The sequence below is a fragment of the Roseovarius sp. ZX-A-9 genome (assembly GCF_028369135.1).
Lineage (GTDB): Bacteria > Pseudomonadota > Alphaproteobacteria > Rhodobacterales > Rhodobacteraceae > Roseovarius.
On sequence record NZ_JAPWHW010000005.1, the window covers coordinates 22,243 to 40,202 of the forward strand.

Below are 17,960 nucleotides of genomic sequence, written 5' to 3' on the forward strand. Positions count from 1 at the left end.
TTGACTGAACCCGATACATAAACTTCTGGCCGAAGTCGGTTCTGGCAAGTTATTTGGCGTTGGTCCCGTCGATACCCTTCTGGTCAGATATCCGCCAATTCCTGCACTGCGCTCCTACTGCCAATCAAATCCTGCGCGATCGACGGGTGATTGCCCTGCTGAAGCCCCGCCGTAGCATCAGATCGCTTGACCAAAGATGGCACTGAGCCAGCGCTAAATTCCTTACTACTACCCAAATCGGCAAAAACAGTGTATATGTCGCTACCATCGAACCAACTTGCAACTGGTCGATCATACGATATAGGGAACTGTTACCAGTCGGCCGAATCCTGAATGCAGGTCCGACTCCAAATTAGAGAGATGGTGTCTACCACATGCAGGTCAGTGTTCGCGACAACAATGTCGATCAAGCCCTCCGGGTACTTAAGAAGAAATTGCAGAAGGAAGGCGTTTTCCGCGAAATGAAGCTCAAGCAGCATTTCGAGAAACCCTCCGAGAAGAACGCGCGGCAGAAAGCTGAAGCGATTCGCCGTGCGCGCAAGCTGGCGCGCAAGAAATTAGAGCGCGAAGCTGGGTAAAATCTACCCTTACCACTGAGAATACAAAACCTCCGGTGCCCAAGCGCAGCGGGGGTTTTAGTCCTGAGAAAATTCTTCTCAGAAGGCAGCCCGAGACATTGAAGTCAGCGGAACGTCGTTGAAGACGGGAAATGCTGCACGACGTACCAATGTCTTCAATGCGAAAGCGGCGGATCGGCGACACCGCCCGAAAACCTCAACAGCCTGACCGCCTGCCCTGCAAAGAAAACGGGAGGCCGAAGCCTCCCGCATGACGTTTGAAAAGAGCCGTGTTTTGTCAGGCCGCTTTGCGACGACGCCCCGCGAAGCCAAGACCACCAAGGGCAAACACGAGCAGCGGCAATGCTGCTGGCACCGGCACCGGCGTGACCTTGATGGCAGTGGAGCCGAGCAGTTGGTTCTGGGTGTTGAAAATGCTGAGCCTGATATCGTAGATGCCCAGTTCGACTGGCGCCCCCAAAATGAAGCCATAATTCACCGAATTCTGCGCCACTGTCGCACCTGCGACCGGTGTCCCGGTATTATCGTACGTTCCGCCGCCATTCGGTGTCGCGTTGGTGCCGTAATAGGCGTCAAAATCGAACGGGTCATACGAAAGAAAATTCGTTCCTGCGGTCGGATCGATATCGACCTCGAGCAGGGCAGATGCACCGCTTGCGATCAGTTGGCTGATGCTGCGCTTGGTCGCCTCAGTGTTGACATGCCATTCAAAGTTGAACACCGAACGGTTCGCCGGCGTCCCCGCTGTCGGTGCGAAAGAATAGGTGTCGACACCATCCCAGTTAAACGTGTTCTCCGGCAGGCCAGCGTCGTTGTACCGAAGCTTGGCTCGGAGGCCGATTTCAACGTTGCCACGAGCTGTGGTAACGTTGGACACCGTGAAGCTGCCGTTGGCATTGCCACTTCCGAAAATAATATCGGGGGCAACCGAACTTGCTTGCGCCGCGGTTCCAAGCAACACTGATACGAAGGCTGCAACCGCACTATTTTTCAAAACTCTCATCGTTAACTCCAAATTACTATTCACGTAGCGCCCCCGGTCATGGTGCAATTTGTCCTCCGGACAGATGCTGAGCCGATCTCAGTAACGGCGACTCCCACCAGACGTACAGAGCTGCCGTAACACATTTTGGCCACGATCTCCAGCCTCGTGTAATTTCCCCTCTGAACGGCCCCATTATGTTGTCCAAGCGTCAGCTCGCCAAACGATGGTAGCGGCGTTCAAACCTTCGATTGAATTGTTGTGTACAGCTTGGCCCGGTAACTTCGGAGGACCGCCCCCGCCGTTTGTGTGTGTGGGGGGGGGGGCGGTACGATACAAATCCCGTGGCGACCGGGGGCCTCCGGGCGCAAGACCTGAGAAGGCGCCGATCGCGCCCCGGTCGGGGCTGCTTACGTGTTACGCTTGCGCAGGACTCTCAGCCCACCCAAAGCGCCCAACAGAAGAAGCGCCGTTGCAGGCAGGGGCACGGGGGTAAGCGTTGGCACCTCGTTGACACCGACACGGATCTGATAGCTTCCGTCGTTGTCGTCATATGCGCCCGGCACGCCATTGAACCCAAATGCATCCGGCACCCCGAAAAACAGGCGCGTGGCGCTGACTGGTGCAACGAATTCGTGAAAGACGCCGCCCGAAGTCTGGCCATCTCCGATGAAGAAGATTTGCCCGATCTCGGGGGAAAGGGTCGCGAAATCCGTCCCGATCGTTCCAAAATCAAGCGTGGCAGGAGGCGCAACACCCGTCGGGATGCTATTTGCCAGAAAAACGCCAACCAAGGCGCCCTGCGTCCCCTTGTAGCCGCTGATGCCGCCGAAAGACGAGATCGAGCTGGATGTTAGGGTAGAGTTCCCCTCGGGGCCGAAAAGAACGCCCGGACCGTTGAAGAAGTTGATCCCCCCGACAACCGGGTCGAGCACGCGCACCACGTCGCCCCCCGCAACCGCGATAGAGTCGGGAAGCGTTTCCAGTGCTTCTTCGGGTGTTGCGCCGGAATGGCGCAGCATCCCATCTTCTGTCGCCGGTGAACTGTCCCCCCAAGGCGCACTCGCCGCAGGAATGGGGATGTCGGTGCGACCTGCCAGGAAAATGGCATCCGTCCCATCAACATTCACTGTAAAGGTTGCCGCGAGCGCAGGCGTCGACAGCCCAGCCACCATCACGGCTGAAATCAGTAATGACCGCATAGTAAATTCCCCCACCACCAAAAAAGTATATAATATTACGTATTGATACCTCAATTTCTGCGAAATTTCAACTAAATGGCAAATGCTAGGCGCCTGCACCTCTCTGGTAGGGCGTACCTGTCAGAGCCTCCGCGGCCGCGACGCAGGCCAAAGAATGCCTTGGCAACGATACCGTCCATCGGACCCGTATGGCCCCCGCGCAGTGAAACAGGCGGACGGCATGACGCCCGGGCCGAAAACGGGACCAGCCACACCTGAGCATACCACGCTGAATATACCGGCGGCGCGGCTGATCCCCGGAAGGCTGATCGGTCTGGAGGGGATCAGCCCTCTTTCACGCCTTTTTCCACCTGCTCGCGGGCGCTCGCCACGTTGCCCCCAAGCGACGCCGGGGCATCAGATCAGGGGGCCGTCCCTCTGTCCCAATCCGACGGTTTCGGCAGTTGCTCGAACGTGTGTTCCGGCACCGGTGATGGAACGGTCCATTCCAGCGTATCGGCATATTCGTTCCAGTAGCTCGCCCGCGTCTCGCGCCGGCCTGCCAGAAGGGTGTAGAAGATGATCCCGATGAACAGCAGGAGCGATGCGAAGGACAGCAGCGCGCCCCAGCTCGATACCTCGTTCCACTTGGCGAATGCCTCGGGGTAGTCGATATAGCGTCGCGGCATCCCCTGACGCCCGAGAAAATGCTGCGGAAAGAAGGTCAGGTTGGCGCCGATGAAGAACATCCAGAAATGCAGCTTGCCCGCCCATTCCGGATATTGCCGCCCCGACATCTTGGCGAGCCAGTAGTAAACCCCGGCCAACAACGCAAAGATCGCTCCAAGGCTCATCACGTAGTGAAAATGCGCGACCACATAATAGGTATCGTGATAGGCGCGGTCCAGGCTGGCCTGCGCCACCACGACGCCCGTCACACCGCCGACGGTGAACAGGAAGATAAAGCCCATGGCGAACAGCATCGGCGTCTTGAACTGGATCGAGCCACCCCACATCGTCGCCAGCCAGGAAAAGATCTTGATCCCCGTCGGCACCGCGATAGTGACGGATGCGATCTGAAAAAAGCCCTGTTGGGGCAGCGACATGCCAGAGGTGAACATATGGTGCGCCCAGACGAGGAACCCCATGCCGCCGATGGCGATCAGAGCAAAGACCATCGGCAGATAGCCAAAGATCGACTTGCGCGAGAAAGTCGCAATCACGTGGCTGATGATGCCAAAGCCGGGCAGGACGACGATATAGACCTCCGGATGGCCGAAGAACCAGAACAGGTGCTGATAAAGCATCGGGTCGCCGCCGCCCGAGGGATCGAAGAATGTCGTGGCAAAGTTGCGGTCGGTCAACAGCATCGTCACGGCCCCCGCCAGCACCGGCACCGCCATCAGCAGCATCCACGCGGTGACAAAGATCGACCAGGCAAACAGCGGCACCTTGAACAGCACCATCCCCGGCGCGCGCATGTTCAGGAAAGTGGTGATCATGTTGATCGCACCCAGAATCGAACTGGCGCCCGAGACGTGAATGGCAAAGATCGCAAGGTCCATCGAAATGCCGCCGTCATGGACCGATAGCGGCGCGTAGAGCGTCCAGCCCACACCGGCCCCGTGCGAGCTGTCCCCACCGGGCGCAAAGAACGACGCGATGGCCAGCCCCGCGCCCGCGACGAACAGCCAGTAGCTGAGGTTGTTGAGCCGCGGAAACGCCATGTCCGGCGCACCGATCATCAACGGCATGAAGTAATTCCCGAAACCACCGAATAGCGCCGGGATCACCACGAAAAACATCATCAGGACACCGTGATAGGTGACAAGGATATTCCAGAAATGCCCGTTCGGCGTGCACTCTGCCGCCGCAGGCCAGAAGCGCAGCCCTTCCAGGCACATGTACTGCACGCCCGGCTCCATCAGTTCCAGCCGCATGAAAACCGACAGCTCCGCCGCGATCAGCCCGATCGCCCCCGCCGTGAACAGGTAGAGGATGCCAATGTCCTTGTGGTTGGTCGACATGAACCAGCGGGTAAAGAGGCCGCGATTGTCGTGGGGATGGGATATCGTTGCTTCGCTCATCGGGTCCTCCGGGCGGGGTGAATGATCGGAGTCAGGCGTTGGACGTGGCTTCGAATCGAGGGAAAAGAATGTTGTTTTCCAGGTGGATGTGCTCCATCAGATCGGTCTTGAACTGGGCCACGCCGGCATAGAGCGCCTGCCAGGACCGGCAGGCGCCACCGGGCGGTGTCTGGGCCCGGGTCAGCGTGTCGATCTGTTGCAGGACCGTGCCGTGGTCGTCATGGTCATGACGCATCTGGCTGATCGGCACATCAAGGGCCCCAGCGCCCTGCCGCCGCATGGCCGGAAAAAGGATCAACTCCTCCTTTTTCATATGCACTTCCATCTCGCCAATCGCCTGTTGCAGGATTTCGGCCAGCCCCAAGGGCACCTCCGGGTGATCGGAATGCACCGCTTCGACCTTGCGCGACAGCGCCACCAGCTCGGGCAGTTGCCGCCGATGCGCCTCGTGATAGCGGGTCTGGATATGAGCGATCAGCGCGTCGGTCTCATGTGGCACCTCAGGTTGCGCGCTGGCATCCAGCGCCGCCAGTGCATCGGTGATCGGCGCCACGTCCAGCCCACGCTGATCTGCCACCTGTTGCAACGACGCGTCGCCGTGGCAGCAAAAATCTATGTCGTACTTGCGGAAAATGCCGGTCGCCCCCGGCAGGTTGGCCGCGATCTGGCCAACGGGCTGGGTCAGTAACGGTTCAGGAATAGAGGTCATGGGACGCACCACTGTCTGTCGCGCGTGGCGGGACGGGAGCCATTCTCGTCGCGCTGACGCATCGAGTCTAATTGGAGTTTGCAATACCATTTATCGCGCGCTAGAATCGGTATTGTCAATACCAATTTAAAAACCGCCTTCGATGAGGAGGAAACTCACATGACAACGATTGAAATCGCTCCGGACCTGATTCAGGTCGACGCGGACATTGTCGCGAAAGCGCTGAAAATCACCCCGCATGACCTCCAGCAGAGACTGCGCGAGGGGACCGTCACCAGCCGCTATGAAACCGGTGAAGGTGCGGATGCAGGTCGCGTGCGGTTGACCTTCTATTCCGACAGCCGCCGCGCCCGGATCACCGCCGACGCCTCCGGCGCGGTCCTGTTCTGCAGCGCCGCCGATTACCGGCGGCGGCCCGCTCGCCATCCGCTTTGACACCTCCGGCCACGGGCAGCGCCGTCAAGGCGAACGACCCTGAATCTTAGCAATGAGCCCCGCAATCGCCGCACCAACCGGAAAGGAGACTCCATGTCAGACCTGCTTTTCCCCACCAACACCGCCGCCCTGTCAAAGCGCCGAAAGGCCCTGACGCCAGACACGACAGCCGCGTTCGAAGCGTTCACCCGCGCCGCCTTTGCCGATGGTGCGCTGGACGGCAAGACCAAGCAACTGATCGCCGTGGCGGTCGCCCATGCCACCCAATGCCCCTACTGCATCAAGGGCCACACCAAGGCGGCGCTGCGCCAGAACGCAACCGAGGCCGAGATCATGGAGGCGATCTGGGTCGCCTCCGAAATGCGCGCAGGGGCCGCCTATGCCCATTCGGTGCTGGCCCTCGACGAGATGCAAAAGGCCGCAGCCAGAGAATGACCCCCACCCCATTGCCAGCGCCACAGCGGGCGGCCGCAGGACACCGTTTCAAACACCATCACAGGAGGGCCGCGAATGACTGCCCAATTCTCTCTTGAACCGACATTCGCCGAAAGGAAACGCACTCAGATCAGGGATGCCGCCGGCATCATCGGCATCGACGAGGCATACCTTTCGCTCATGGTCGATGAGTTCTATACGCGCATCCGTGCCGACGCGCGTCTCGGCCCGATCTTCGAGGCCGCGATCGGCGATGACTGGGGCCCGCATCTGGACCGGATGAAACGGTTCTGGGCCTCCGTCGCGCTGAATGCAGGCAGCTATGCCGGCAAGCCGGTGGTGGTGCATCAGCGCCTCGCCGGGGTCGTGCCGACAGATTTTGACCGATGGCTCGCCCTGTTCGCTGCAACATTGCAAGATACGGCCCCCACGCCAGAGGCGATCCAATACCTGTTGCTCCGCGCCAGGCGGATCGCGCGCAGCCTGCGCATGGCGATGTTCGACACGGACACCACCGGCGTGCCCTCGCTGCGATAATCTGCTGCGCCACGACAAGCCAACGGGCCAGCCGTGGCGCGCCCCTTGCAGCGGGCGGCAGGGTATGAGCAATTGGCCGCATTCCCGTGTGAGTCCCCGTTAGTGAAAGACCCCCGCCATGACGACCGCGACCCGTTCCGGAGCCCATTTGACCGTGCTGTCGGTTCTGGGAATTAGCCATCTGCTGAACGACATGATGCAATCGCTGATCCCGGCGGCCTACCCGATCCTCAAGCAGGCCTATGATCTGGATTTCGTCCAGATCGGCATGATCACCCTGACATTCCAGATCGCAGGGGCCATGTTGCAACCGGTGATCGGCATGGTAACCGACCGGCGGCCTGCCCCCTATTCGCCGGTGGTGGGGATGATGTTCACGCTGTCCGGTCTGGTCTGCCTCGCCTATGCGCTCAGCTATGCGATGATCCTTGTCTCGGTGGCGATGATCGGCATCGGCTCGTCGATCTTTCACCCCGAGGCGACGCGGATGGCGCGCTATGCCTCGGGTGGTCGGCAAGGGCTGGCGCAGGGCATCTTTCAGGTCGGCGGGCAGGCCGGCGGCGCACTCGGGCCGGTTTTCGCGGCCCTCATCGTCGTGCCCTGGGGGCAGCCCAGCCTTGCGTGGTTCGCGGTCGCCGCTCTGTTGGCGATGATGCTTCTGACATGGATAGGCAGCAAACAGCGCCAGCTCAGCGCCGAATTCTCGGCAATGCGGGCCCGCAAGAAGAAGGGCCCCGAGGCAGCCGCACACGCGCCGATGACGATCGGCATCGGTCTGGTCGTGCTGACCTTCCTGATGTTCACCAAGAATACCTATAACGAAAGTTTCCGCTCCTTCTACACCTTCTACCTGATGGAACGGTTCGACCTGTCCATCCCTTCCGCGCAAATGATGCTCTTTGTCTTTCTGCTGGCGGCGGCGGTCGGCGTGTTGATCGGCGGGATACTGGGCGACCGGATCGGCCGGTACCGGATCATCTGGATCTCGGTCCTGGGGCCCCTGCCTCTGACCCTGATCCTGCCCTATGCCGATCTGTTCTGGACCGGCGTGCTGACGATCATGATCAACCTGATCATGGCCAGCGCCTTCGCCTCGATCCTGATCTACGCGATGGATCTTCTACCCAATCGGATCGGGCTGATCGGCGGGCTGTTCTACGGGCTGAACTTCGGGCTTGGCGGTGTCGCAGCGGCGTTCCTCGGCGTGCTGGCAGACAGCTACGGTGTCGAGACAGTCTATCTGATCTGCTCATTCATGCCGCTCGCGGGCTTGCTGACGTGGTTCCTGCCCCGGCTCAACGAAGACGGCTGAAAGCGGATTCCGCAGCGTTCGTGCCCAGCGCGCCCAACCGGCATTACACATCCCGATATGGCGCTTTGGCAGCCCGGAACAGGGTCAACAGGTAGGCACCAAAGGCCAGCATCCAGGCGAACAGGGCAATCCAGGCAAAGATGACCGGCAACGCGGCGAGAAAATGGAACTCCATCGCGCGCGCCATCTGCGCCGTCCCCACCGCATACATCCCCAGCGGGAACACCGCGCCCCAGTAAAGCGGGTCATAGTGCAGCGGAAACCGTTTGTAGACATGCCGCCAGATACCAAGGATGACCAGCATCGGAATCCACCATGTCCCAGTCGCCCAGTAAAAGACGGTGAACCCCTTCATGAACGGCACGATGGAATGCAGGAACGGCGCATCGTCGGAATTGAGGATCAGCAACGACCCCGCCAGCGTCGAGATCGCCATCGCCCCCATGTTGATCCAGTATGGCGGTGACAGATCGCCGGGCGAGAACCGGAAAAACGTGTAGCGGTAAAAGATCAGCGACATCATCCAGATATAAAGCATGCCGCCCCATAGCCACATCGACAGCGCCAGAAAATTCAGATCCAGCCGATAGGGTTGACCGACCCGCACCGCCAGCAGCGATGACAGCACGGCAATCGATTGGGTCGCGACCACCGCCAGCAGCCAGGCGCCGCTGATGCCCTTGTCCAGGGGCGGCTTGTCCTCCTTGACGGTGAAGGCGGTAAAGATCGTGTAGGTCAGGCCGAACCACAGGACCACGGCCATTCCCCACAGCACCGAAGCCGCGAAAAGGTTATGCGCCAGGATCAAGCAGGCGCTACCCAGAACGCCCGAGGCCGCGACCATGGTAAAGAACCCGGGCCCCCGAAGGTGGTCGATCATATCCGCGAAAACACGGTCGCGGTGGCGCAACAGGCGCAGCCCGGTCAGCCCCCACAGGACCACGTAGGCGATGATCGCGACCCCAAACAGCACCCGGGCCACGAATGGCAGGCCGATCTCCTGCGCCGCCAGCGCCACGATACCCGTTGCCATGACCATGCCGAAATAGGCCGGTGACAGCACCTTGAGCGCCGGATCAAGTACAGCGGAAAAATAAGATGGCGGATGTGGCTGGCCGGGAGCGGCGGACACGGTTGTTATCCCGATTGGGGTTTGTCCAGGCAAGTTAACCAGCATGCCATGAGCGCCGCAAGGATATTGGCGGAAGAAAGCCACGCCCGCTCCTGCCATAAGCCCCAGCTATGCCTGCGATTATTCGAACGCTCTGCTCAGCAGGGCAGACAGCTGCTATGGTCGGGCAAACATTGGATCGGAGCAGGCAATGATCGAACGGCACCAGGATATCCGCGACGCAGTCACGAAACTATGCGAAGGGTTTCCGGGCGAATACTGGCGCAAGCTGGATCAGGAGCGGGCCTATCCGAGCGAGTTCGTGACCGCGCTGACCGAGCAGGGCTATCTTTCGGCGCTCATCCCCGAGGAATACGGCGGCATCGGCCTGACCCTGTCGGCAGGCTCCGCGATCCTCGAAGAGATCCACCGCGCGGGCTGCAACGCGGCGGCCTGCCATGCGCAGATGTACACGATGGGCACGCTGCTGCGGCACGGCAATGACGCGCAGAAGCAGCAATATCTGCCCAGCATTGCCGACGGATCGCTGCGGCTTCAGGCGTTTGGCGTGACCGAACCGGGCAGCGGCACCAACACGCCCGCGATCAAGACCACGGCGCGCAAGGACGGCGACCGCTATATCATCAACGGCCAGAAAATCTGGACCAGCCGGGCGGAATATTCCGATCTGATGATCCTGCTGGCACGCACCACGCCTGCGGATCAGTGCAAGAAAAAGACAGACGGGCTGTCGGTCTTCATCCTCGACATGAACGCCGCAAAAAAGAACGGCCTGCGCATCTCGCCCATCCGCACGATGATGAACCATGCCACCTGCGAGGTGTTCTTCGACAATGTCGAAGTGCCCGCCGAGAACCTCATCGGCACCGAAGGCAAGGGTTTTGGCTATATCATGTCGGGCATGAACGCCGAGCGGATCCTGATCGCCTCGGAATGTATTGGTGACGCCAAATGGCTGATCGACAAATCATCCGCATACGCTTCCGAACGCGAGGTATTCGGGCGGCCCATCGGCCAGAACCAGGGTATCTCCTTTCCCATCGCGCAGGCCTATGCGCGGATGCGTGGCGCCGAACTGATGGTGCACGAGGCCGTGCGCCTCTACGAAGAAGGCCAGAACCCCGGCGCCGAGGCCAACATGGCCAAGATGCTGGCCGCCGAGGCCAGTTGGGAGGCCGCGGAAGCTGCGGTGCAGACCCATGGCGGCTTCGGCTTCGCCGAGGAATACGACATCGAGCGCAAATTCCGCGAAACCCGCCTCTATCAGGTCGCGCCCATCTCGACCAACCTGATCCTGTCCTACCTGGCCGAGCATGTGCTGAAGATGCCGCGCAGCTACTAAGACACGCTCGGAATCAAGGCCCCTTGGGGCCGCCGCGCGATCACCAGACGCTCACACCCCGCGCGGCGCCGCCGCTCGCCTCAGCCGGTCGTTGATCGCGCGGCCCAGCCCGGTTTCGGGGATCGGAGCCACGGCGATGATCTCTGCACCGCCCGCATCCAGCGCGTGCAGCATGTCAAAAAGCTGCGCCGCCGCCTCGGTCAGATCGCCCGAGGCCGACAGCGTCTGATCGCCCCGCACTTTCGGCCCGAACCCCAGCAGGACCTCCCCCGCCCGCGCCTCCCGCGCGTTCAGCCGCATCCCGGCGCGCGGCGCGTAATGCGAGGACAACTGCCCCGGCGATGTCAGCGCCGCCCCGGCGACAGGCGCCGCCAGCGACACGCCCAGCGCCGCCTCGATCGCCTCGGCAGGCAGCCCGCCGGGGCGCAACAGCGTGGGCACATCGCCCAGACCGACAATGGTTGATTCCACCCCTACCGGACAGGCCCCCCCATCGATGATTCCCGCGATCCGGCCCGACAGCCCCGCCACCACATGCGCCGCGCGGGTCGGGCTGATCCGCCCCGACGGGTTGGCCGAAGGCGCGGCAATCGGCCCGCCGAACGCCGCCAGCAGCGCCGCGCCCACCGGGTGATCGGGGGCGCGCAATGCCACGCTGGGTTGCCCAGCACTGACCAGTGGGCTCAGTCCGCCCCCCGCACGCAACGGCAATACCAAGGTCAACGGGCCGGGCCAGAACACCGCCGCCAGCCGGTCTGCCAGATCGTTCCATTCCGCATAGCGCTGCGCCGCATCCGCATCGGCCACATGCACGATCAGCGGGTTGAACTGCGGCCGGTCCTTGGCGGCAAAGATTCGCGCCACCGCCTCGCCGTTGCAGGCATCCGCCCCAAGGCCGTAGACCGTCTCGGTCGGGAAGGCGACCAGCGCCCCCTGCCGCAAAAACTGCGCGGCCTGCTCGATCCCTTCTGCATCCGCAGCCAGCAACCTTGTATCTTGATGGGTCTCGGCCAAGGCGGGGGTTCCTTCATTTCTTGTGACGCGGCGTTCTGCTTGATGGTGCATCCCGCCGCGATACGCTAAATCCATATCAAATCGTGACTACCGCGCGCCCGCGCCATTGCCAAGCAGCACGCCGCGCGCCGTTGAGGAGATGCCAGATGCCCTATCGTGCCCCCGTCGAGGAATACCAGTTCCTGTTCGAGCATGTCGTCGGCCTGCCCAAAGTGACCGAAACCGACCGCTTTGCCGAAGCCACCCCCGACATGACCGCCGCCATCCTGACCGAAGCCGGGAGGATGTGCGAAGACGTGCTTGCCCCGCTGCAACGCGCCGGTGATCTGCACCCCGCGCATCTGGAAAACGGCGTCGTGCGCACCAGCCCCGGCTACGCCGAGGGCTACAAAGCCATCGCCGAAGGCGGCTGGGTGTCGATCAGCGCCAGCCCCGAACATGGCGGCATGGGCCTGCCCATGACGGTCACCACGGCCGTGAACGAGATGATGAGCGCCGCCTGCCTGTCACTGCAACTCAACCCGCTGATGACCCAGGGCCAGATCGAGGCGCTCGATCACCACGGCAGCGACGCCATCAAGGCGCTCTACCTGCCCAAGCTGGTGAGCGGCGAATGGGCCGGCACGATGAACCTGACCGAACCCCAGGCCGGCAGCGACGTGGGCGCCCTGCGGAGCCGGGCCGAGCCGAATGGCGACGGCAGCTATGCGATCACCGGGCAGAAGATCTATATCAGCTGGGGCGACAACGACTTTACCGAAAACGTCTGCCATCTGGTGCTGGCCCGCCTGCCCGACAGCGCGCCCGGCACTAAGGGGATCAGCCTGTTTCTGGTGCCCAAGATCATCCCGAACGCCGATGGCACGCTGGGCGCACGCAACAGCCTGCACGTCGTCAGCCTCGAGCACAAGATGGGCCTGCACGGCAGCCCCACGGCAGTGATGCAGTATGACGGCGCCACCGGCTGGCTCGTGGGCGAGCCGCAGGGCGGGATGCGCGCCATGTTCACCATGATGAACAACGCCCGTCTGGGCGTCGGCGGTCAGGGCATCGGCGCGGCCGAGGGCGCCTATCAGCACGCGCTGGCCTATGCGCTGGAACGCAAACAGGGCCGCAGCCCGGTCGCGGACGGCACCGGCACGATCCTTGACCATGCCGATGTCCGGCGGATGCTGCTCACGATGAAGGCCGACATCTTTGCCGCCCGCGCCATCGCGCTCAGCTGCGCCGTGGCCATCGACATGCAAACCGCCGGGCAAGACCCCGCATGGGGCGCGCGGGCGGCGTTGCTGACCCCCATCGCCAAGGCGTTCGGCACCGCGACCGGCGTCGCCGTGGCTGAAATGGGCGTGCAGGTCCATGGCGGCATGGGCTTCATCGAGGAAACCGGCGCCGCGCAATACTACCGCGACGTGCGCGTGACCGCGATCTACGAGGGCACCAACGGCATTCAGGCGATGGATCTGGTCGCCCGCAAGATGATGGATCGCGGTGCCGCCGCCTTTGCCCTGCTGGACGAGATCGACACCACCGCCAAGGCCGCACAGAGCGCCCTGACCGATCTGGCCGCACCGGTGGCCGACGCGGCCCGCACCTTGCGCGAAACGGTTCAATGGCTGGTGGCGCAGGACGACCTGAACGACCGTTTCGCCGGCGCCGAGCCTTTCCTGCGTGGCTTCGCGCGGGTTCTGGGCGGGCATTTCCACCTGACCGCCGCGCTGGCAGAAGGCGGAAACGGCGCCCACACCAAACTGGCGCGTTTCTACATCACCCGCATGTTGCCCGAGCATATCGGTCTGTTTGCCCATGCCCGCACCGGGGCCGCAGATCTCTACACCCTCAGCGCCGATGAGCTGAGCCAGTGACGCATGTAGCCCCCATCGGCTTGCACTATCCCTGGCCCGATGCGCCCGCCGAGGGCGAGGCGCTGCAGGTAGCGCCCGGCATCCTGTGGATGCGCCTGCCCCTCCCGATGGCGCTGGATCACGTCAACGTCTACGCGCTCGATGACGGCGACAGCTGGAGCATCGTCGATACCGGCTTTCACACGCGCCGCTCGGTCGCCCTGTGGGAAACCCTGCTTGCGGGCCCGTTGCAGGGGCGGCCCGTGGGCCGGGTCATCCTGACGCATCACCACCCCGATCACGTCGGCATGGCCGGTTGGCTGATGGAGCGTTTCGGGGCGGAACTGGTGACCAGCCGCACCGCGTGGCTGATGGCGCGGATGCTGATCCTCGACGTCGAAGAGCGCCCGTCACAGCAGGCGCTGGACTTCTGGCGCAGCGCCGGCATGGATCCCGAGATACTCGCCGCACGCGAGGCCGCGCGCCCGTTCAACTTTGCCGACACCTGCGCCCCGCTGCCGGTGGGGTACACACGGCTCCGGCAGGGCGACACGCTCCACGCGGGCGGGCGCGACTGGGACGTGCATATCGGCAATGGCCATGCGCCCGAACACCTGACCCTGTGGGGCCGCGAGGGCGATCTGGTCATCGCGGGCGATCAGATCATCTCGTCCATCAGCCCCAATCTGGGCGTCTATCCGACCGAACCCGATGCCGATCCCGTGGGAGATTGGCTGGAGGCATGCACGCGGCTCGCCGCACTCGCCACGCCGCGCCACCTTGTGCTCAGCGGTCACAAGCTGCCCTTTACCGGGCTACCGATACGAATGCGCCAGTTGGCCGAAAATCACACCGGCGCGCTGGCCCGGCTGGAAACGCATCTGCAAACCCCGCACACCGCCGCCGAATGCTTCGCGCCACTCTTCAAACGGAAAATTGATGAAGGAACCTATGGGTTTGCCCTTGTCGAAGCCGTTGCACATCTCAATCATCTGCATCAGGCTGGTCGCATCAGCCGCACGCGCCGTGCAGACGGGGCGTGGCTGTGGCAAAGTGGAGGGTGAACATTGGACAATCTAATCATGACGTCGGCTGAAGTCGCAGAAGGGGCAGCCCTGCCGCGCTGCCACGAAGTGCATACCGACCCCGACAAACCCAATGCCGCGATGAACGCTCCCGCGGCGATGAGCCAGAAATCGGTGGAAGAGAAAAGCCCGGCACAATGGGCCTACGAGCGGCTGATTCTCTATATCCAGAACTTCGAGAAGACCCTCGATAACGAACACGAGATCGCCATGGGCTTTACCGGCGGCGACGCCGGCATCCTGCGGATCGAGGGGATGGGGTATTTCGACCCCGATATCGTCACTTTCTACGGCAGCGACCCGGCGGGCGGCAAAACCCAGCTGGTACAGCATGTCAGCCAGTTGAACGTGCTGTTGCGCGCCGTAACCAAGCCCGAGCCCGCGGCAGAGCCCACGCGCATCGGGTTTCGCCTGGCGGCTGATCTGAGCAAGACGTGACACCGGCACGCACCACCGGCTTTGGGCGTGACAGCCTCGCGCAAATCCGCTAAGCACCCGTTGAATCCGAGACGAAAAGGGCATGAAATCACATGGCAGAACATAAACACGGCGAAATGAATATCGACGTACAGGAAAAAACATTTAACGGTTTCATCACTTGGTCGACACGCGTCGCCCTGTTTTCGATCGCCGCGCTGATCTTCATGGCGCTCGTCAACAGCTGAACCGGCTCTGCTGCCAATTCCGCGCCTAAGGCGCCGCTGACCTGACAGGAGAGACCCCCATGCGTTTCTGGTTAATCGCGCTTTGCGCCATGTTCGCCCTCAGCGGCTGTGCCGCCGAGAGGGTCTGGGCCACCGACGAGGAAGTGTCGCGCGCCGCCTACAGCTACGATGGCCCGACGCGGCTGACCCTGTTCACGATGGTCAACAACCGCACCGGCAACGGCGCGCATACGTCGCTGATGATCAACGGCAACCAGCGGGTGATCTTTGACCCCGCCGGATCCTTCAAGCACGAGACAATCCCCGAGCGCAACGATGTGCTCTACGGCATCACGCCCCCGGTCGTGGACGTCTATACCCGCTATCACGCGCGCAAGACCTACCACGTGCGCATCCAGACGCTTGATGTCAGCCCGGAGGTTGCCCAGCGCGCGATCGCACTGGTGCAGAATTACGGCGCGGTGCCTGCCGCCCAATGCGCCAAGAGCACATCCGAGATCATGGCGCAGCTCTTTCCCGGCCAGATCGTCGCCGGCTGGTACCCCAAGAAGCTGGCCGAGCAGTTCGCGCGCGTTCCGGGCGTGACGGAAAAGGTGCTTCACGAATACGACGACGACGACAATTCCAAGGTCCTGGCCGAATGGGACCCCTCCAAGTGGGACAAGGAAACGCTGTAATCCCTCTCACCCGAGAGTGTTCGAAATGAAAAAGGCCCCGCATCAACTGCGGGGCCTTTGTATTTCGTGGGGCAGATGGGCGCTCCAGTGGCTCGAAGCGCAATGCCCGATCCGAGCCCATAGTTTCGGGATTCTAGCAGACTTATCCACATCCCTTCTGCTAGGATCAGATCGGTTCCCGCAGCCAGTAGCCGAATGGCTTTGGCCGCTTTATAGTCTTCGAAGTGATAAAAACACTCAGCGGCATCCATATTCTCAAACTCTAGAGCAACGGCAATCCCGCTTTTCGGACCCTCTTTTATCGTTGGGTTTAAACTGGTTACAAGTATTGTGCCGCCGCACTTAGAAACCGTGGGGCGAGCCAATACTCCAAACTCTTGCATTTTTTCAAAGTCGGGGGCGCGAATGTGAGCGATCAAGTAACCTTTAGGCATGTCAGTAGTCCCTCTGCCGCTTCTTGATACTCTATCAATCTCCGAATGGCGCAACTCCGTCCGCATGGCAGTCACTAAGCTCACTTGAAGCAGCGCGGCCACGCCGACACCCGCTCTGAGGAACTTTCGCTGCGGCACCGATCAAGCATATGAACGGCATAAATGGTCCGGAGCAAGCTCACATCGCCGCCCAGGAGGATGCATCGCAGCGCCTCCGCAGCGGTCGTTCTCGCAACGCCTGGCATTTGCAACGGTTGAGGGGGCAGAAGTTCGGACATTGCCGCTGTTCACGATCACTGCGCCAATGTCCGCCTCACAGACTGGTCGGGGTCGAAGATATGATCTGTTATCCCGCGCCAGATCTGCGTCGCAGAGCCGCGAAACCGACCAAGCCGCTGAGCAACAATGGCAGGGTTGCCGGAACTGGAACGGGGGTCATCGGCGCGCGCGGTGTATAGTCGACCGCGTTGGCTTGGCTAAAACCTGCGTCCATTACAACTGTAGCGCCGGGGGCGAGGCTAAGCCCGAAGATGTAGCGGATCTCGGCGTCAAGAAGGGCGGTCGTCGTGCCCCCGTCGCCTATGGCAGAGGTGCTGGCACTGAAGGTCAACCCGCCTGTGTCAATTAACAGTTGCTCCGCAGCGACGGCGCCGGGGGCGGTGTCTTCTATCGTCGTCAAATAGGGGGATATGGGGAAGTACGAAACCTCGGCACCGTTGCTGGGAGAAAAGAGCAATTCGATCCCGGCAGAGGCGCGCGCAAACCCGTCAATGCCGGTGTATTGCGCGCCCAAAGATGCATCAAACTGGCCAGCGATATTGAACGAGATTAGATCATTGGTCGTATTCGTAAAAAGATAACTGCGCGCACTGCGTTCAAAAGAAGCGGCGGATGCCGCGATGGGGTCGGAGGTTATAACAGCATTGGCCTCACCCACTTGATGGACAGAGCGGCGGGTTATGTCAGAATTATCATCATCGGGGTCATCTTCTGTGAGAATCGTAGTGTGATAGTGGGCGAGAGCCCCCTCGGTCCCGTTTGGCAGGATGGTCGTGCTCAACCATGATCTTTCGGCCGCGAGCGGTGGATCCGAGAACTGATTCCCGATGACCACTTCGCTATCATCAACGGCGTTGCCACTAGGATGATCAACGAAGGTGGTCGCATCGTTGTCAATGATGAGGGCGTTGGGCCCAAAACTTATGTCGATCCCTTCCGGTGAACTGCCGTTGTTGATGACGAAACTGTGGCTCACCTCTAATTCGCTAAACGCCGATATGGGGGTGGCCTGTACCGCAGTCGCCAACAAAAGCGTGGCAAGCACAGAGGAAATGGTGATTGGTTTCATGGTACATGACCCTCTAGTGTTTCGATGCAATGAAATAGGGCGAACAAGGATATTCAGCCGCCGACCAAGACTGGAATTCGTATGTCTCAAAGTTCCGAAATAGTGCCCGGTCAGGCAACGGAACGGGCGACGGGGAGCAGGGGCCAAAGAAATTGGTCGCTAA

Annotated in this window: 19 protein-coding genes; 11 read left to right on the top strand and 8 right to left on the bottom strand. The window is 61.5% G+C overall.

The window, feature by feature from the left end; all coding sequences use genetic code 11:
• Positions 1–374: 374 nt before the first annotated feature.
• Positions 375–578 carry a 30S ribosomal protein S21 gene (gene rpsU, locus O3306_RS06285; protein ID WP_093119624.1) on the top strand — a complete coding sequence of 68 codons (204 nt, stop codon included), beginning with the start codon at positions 375–377 and terminating at the stop codon, positions 576–578.
• A 277-nt stretch (positions 579–855) separates the two neighbouring features.
• On the opposite strand, the gene O3306_RS06290 is transcribed toward rpsU, so the two are convergent.
• The 4 genes from O3306_RS06290 to ytfE form a co-directional block, all read right to left on the bottom strand.
• Positions 856–1,593, bottom strand: a complete 738-nt coding sequence (locus O3306_RS06290) for a VPLPA-CTERM sorting domain-containing protein (RefSeq protein ID WP_272004678.1) — start codon at positions 1,591–1,593, stop codon at positions 856–858.
• Positions 1,594–1,970: 377 nt separating this feature from the next.
• Complete coding sequence (locus O3306_RS06295; RefSeq protein ID WP_272004680.1) at positions 1,971–2,762, bottom strand: hypothetical protein; 792 nt, start codon at positions 2,760–2,762, stop codon at positions 1,971–1,973.
• A gap of 401 nt (positions 2,763–3,163) precedes the next feature.
• Positions 3,164–4,828 (bottom strand): cytochrome c oxidase subunit I, encoded by a 1,665-nt coding sequence (locus O3306_RS06300; RefSeq protein WP_272004682.1) that lies wholly within the window; start codon positions 4,826–4,828, stop codon positions 3,164–3,166.
• Between the two features lie 31 nt (positions 4,829–4,859).
• A complete protein-coding gene (gene ytfE, locus O3306_RS06305) occupies positions 4,860–5,537 on the bottom strand; it encodes an iron-sulfur cluster repair protein YtfE (protein ID WP_272004684.1) in 678 nt (225 codons plus the stop codon).
• 159 nt (positions 5,538–5,696) lie between these two features.
• Between ytfE and O3306_RS06310 the strand changes: the two genes are divergently transcribed.
• The 4 genes from O3306_RS06310 to O3306_RS06325 all read left to right on the top strand — a co-directional run bounded on the left by O3306_RS06310 (position 5,697) and on the right by O3306_RS06325 (position 8,256).
• Entirely contained in the window at positions 5,697–5,972 is a 276-nt protein-coding gene (locus O3306_RS06310) for a DUF6522 family protein (protein WP_272004686.1), read from the top strand.
• Positions 5,973–6,065: 93 nt separating this feature from the next.
• Positions 6,066–6,407: a carboxymuconolactone decarboxylase family protein gene (locus tag O3306_RS06315; RefSeq protein WP_272004688.1), complete on the top strand. Its 342-nt coding sequence runs from the start codon at positions 6,066–6,068 to the stop codon at positions 6,405–6,407.
• Positions 6,408–6,482: 75 nt separating this feature from the next.
• A complete protein-coding gene (locus O3306_RS06320; protein WP_272004690.1) occupies positions 6,483–6,944 on the top strand; it encodes a group III truncated hemoglobin in 462 nt (153 codons plus the stop codon).
• Positions 6,945–7,062: 118 nt separating this feature from the next.
• The gene (locus O3306_RS06325; protein WP_272004692.1) at positions 7,063–8,256 is read left to right on the top strand and encodes an MFS transporter; all 1,194 of its coding nucleotides are present in this window, start codon (positions 7,063–7,065) and stop codon (positions 8,254–8,256) included.
• 43 nt (positions 8,257–8,299) lie between these two features.
• Here the strand turns inward: O3306_RS06325 and O3306_RS06330 are convergent, their stop codons facing one another.
• Positions 8,300–9,388, bottom strand: coding sequence for a tellurite resistance/C4-dicarboxylate transporter family protein (locus O3306_RS06330; protein ID WP_272004694.1), 1,089 nt, complete (start codon positions 9,386–9,388; stop codon positions 8,300–8,302).
• Between the two features lie 190 nt (positions 9,389–9,578).
• On the opposite strand from O3306_RS06330, the gene O3306_RS06335 reads away from it, so the two are divergent.
• Entirely contained in the window at positions 9,579–10,730 is a 1,152-nt protein-coding gene (locus O3306_RS06335; RefSeq protein ID WP_272004696.1) for an acyl-CoA dehydrogenase family protein, read from the top strand.
• 51 nt (positions 10,731–10,781) lie between these two features.
• On the opposite strand, the gene O3306_RS06340 is transcribed toward O3306_RS06335, so the two are convergent.
• On the bottom strand, positions 10,782–11,744 hold the full coding sequence (locus tag O3306_RS06340) for an L-threonylcarbamoyladenylate synthase (RefSeq protein ID WP_272004698.1): 963 nt from the start codon (positions 11,742–11,744) through the stop codon (positions 10,782–10,784).
• 146 nt (positions 11,745–11,890) lie between these two features.
• Here O3306_RS06340 and O3306_RS06345 point away from each other — a divergent pair, with 146 nt between their 5' ends.
• The 5 genes from O3306_RS06345 to O3306_RS06365 all read left to right on the top strand — a co-directional run bounded on the left by O3306_RS06345 (position 11,891) and on the right by O3306_RS06365 (position 16,015).
• Positions 11,891–13,609, top strand: a complete 1,719-nt coding sequence (locus O3306_RS06345; protein WP_272004700.1) for an acyl-CoA dehydrogenase — start codon at positions 11,891–11,893, stop codon at positions 13,607–13,609.
• Positions 13,606–14,652 (top strand): MBL fold metallo-hydrolase, encoded by a 1,047-nt coding sequence (locus tag O3306_RS06350; protein WP_272004702.1) that lies wholly within the window; start codon positions 13,606–13,608, stop codon positions 14,650–14,652. The genes O3306_RS06345 and O3306_RS06350 overlap by 4 nt, the downstream gene beginning before the upstream one ends.
• A gap of 3 nt (positions 14,653–14,655) precedes the next feature.
• Entirely contained in the window at positions 14,656–15,111 is a 456-nt protein-coding gene (locus O3306_RS06355) for a DUF6173 family protein (RefSeq protein WP_272004704.1), read from the top strand.
• 92 nt (positions 15,112–15,203) lie between these two features.
• A complete protein-coding gene (locus O3306_RS06360) occupies positions 15,204–15,338 on the top strand; it encodes an aa3-type cytochrome c oxidase subunit IV (protein ID WP_272004706.1) in 135 nt (44 codons plus the stop codon).
• A 59-nt stretch (positions 15,339–15,397) separates the two neighbouring features.
• Entirely contained in the window at positions 15,398–16,015 is a 618-nt protein-coding gene (locus O3306_RS06365) for a hypothetical protein (protein ID WP_272004708.1), read from the top strand.
• Here O3306_RS06365 and O3306_RS22450 read toward each other — a convergent pair.
• Together O3306_RS22450 and O3306_RS06370 are read right to left on the bottom strand one after the other, a co-directional pair.
• Complete coding sequence (locus tag O3306_RS22450) at positions 15,937–16,515, bottom strand: DUF1330 domain-containing protein (protein WP_442969984.1); 579 nt, start codon at positions 16,513–16,515, stop codon at positions 15,937–15,939. The two genes, O3306_RS06365 and O3306_RS22450, sit on opposite strands and share 79 nt — an antisense overlap.
• 280 nt (positions 16,516–16,795) lie before the next feature.
• Positions 16,796–17,797, bottom strand: a complete 1,002-nt coding sequence (locus O3306_RS06370; RefSeq protein ID WP_272004710.1) for a VPLPA-CTERM sorting domain-containing protein — start codon at positions 17,795–17,797, stop codon at positions 16,796–16,798.
• Positions 17,798–17,960 lie beyond the last annotated feature (163 nt).

What these genes read in the sequence shown, in the direction of transcription:
- rpsU (WP_093119624.1), top strand. Translation starts at nt 375, where the DNA reads ATGCAGGTCAGTGTTCGCGACAACAATGTCGATCAAGCCCTCCGGGTA.
- ytfE (WP_272004684.1), bottom strand. Translation starts at nt 5,537, where the DNA reads ATGACCTCTATTCCTGAACCGTTACTGACCCAGCCCGTTGGCCAGATC.
- O3306_RS06370 (WP_272004710.1), bottom strand. Translation starts at nt 17,797, where the DNA reads ATGAAACCAATCACCATTTCCTCTGTGCTTGCCACGCTTTTGTTGGCG.
- O3306_RS06345 (WP_272004700.1), top strand. Translation starts at nt 11,891, where the DNA reads ATGCCCTATCGTGCCCCCGTCGAGGAATACCAGTTCCTGTTCGAGCAT.
- O3306_RS06310 (WP_272004686.1), top strand. Translation starts at nt 5,697, where the DNA reads ATGACAACGATTGAAATCGCTCCGGACCTGATTCAGGTCGACGCGGAC.
- O3306_RS06325 (WP_272004692.1), top strand. Translation starts at nt 7,063, where the DNA reads ATGACGACCGCGACCCGTTCCGGAGCCCATTTGACCGTGCTGTCGGTT.
- O3306_RS06320 (WP_272004690.1), top strand. Translation starts at nt 6,483, where the DNA reads ATGACTGCCCAATTCTCTCTTGAACCGACATTCGCCGAAAGGAAACGC.
- O3306_RS06295 (WP_272004680.1), bottom strand. Translation starts at nt 2,762, where the DNA reads ATGCGGTCATTACTGATTTCAGCCGTGATGGTGGCTGGGCTGTCGACG.
- O3306_RS22450 (WP_442969984.1), bottom strand. Translation starts at nt 16,515, where the DNA reads ATGCGGACGGAGTTGCGCCATTCGGAGATTGATAGAGTATCAAGAAGC.
- O3306_RS06365 (WP_272004708.1), top strand. Translation starts at nt 15,398, where the DNA reads ATGCGTTTCTGGTTAATCGCGCTTTGCGCCATGTTCGCCCTCAGCGGC.
- O3306_RS06315 (WP_272004688.1), top strand. Translation starts at nt 6,066, where the DNA reads ATGTCAGACCTGCTTTTCCCCACCAACACCGCCGCCCTGTCAAAGCGC.
- O3306_RS06335 (WP_272004696.1), top strand. Translation starts at nt 9,579, where the DNA reads ATGATCGAACGGCACCAGGATATCCGCGACGCAGTCACGAAACTATGC.
- O3306_RS06300 (WP_272004682.1), bottom strand. Translation starts at nt 4,828, where the DNA reads ATGAGCGAAGCAACGATATCCCATCCCCACGACAATCGCGGCCTCTTT.
- O3306_RS06360 (WP_272004706.1), top strand. Translation starts at nt 15,204, where the DNA reads ATGGCAGAACATAAACACGGCGAAATGAATATCGACGTACAGGAAAAA.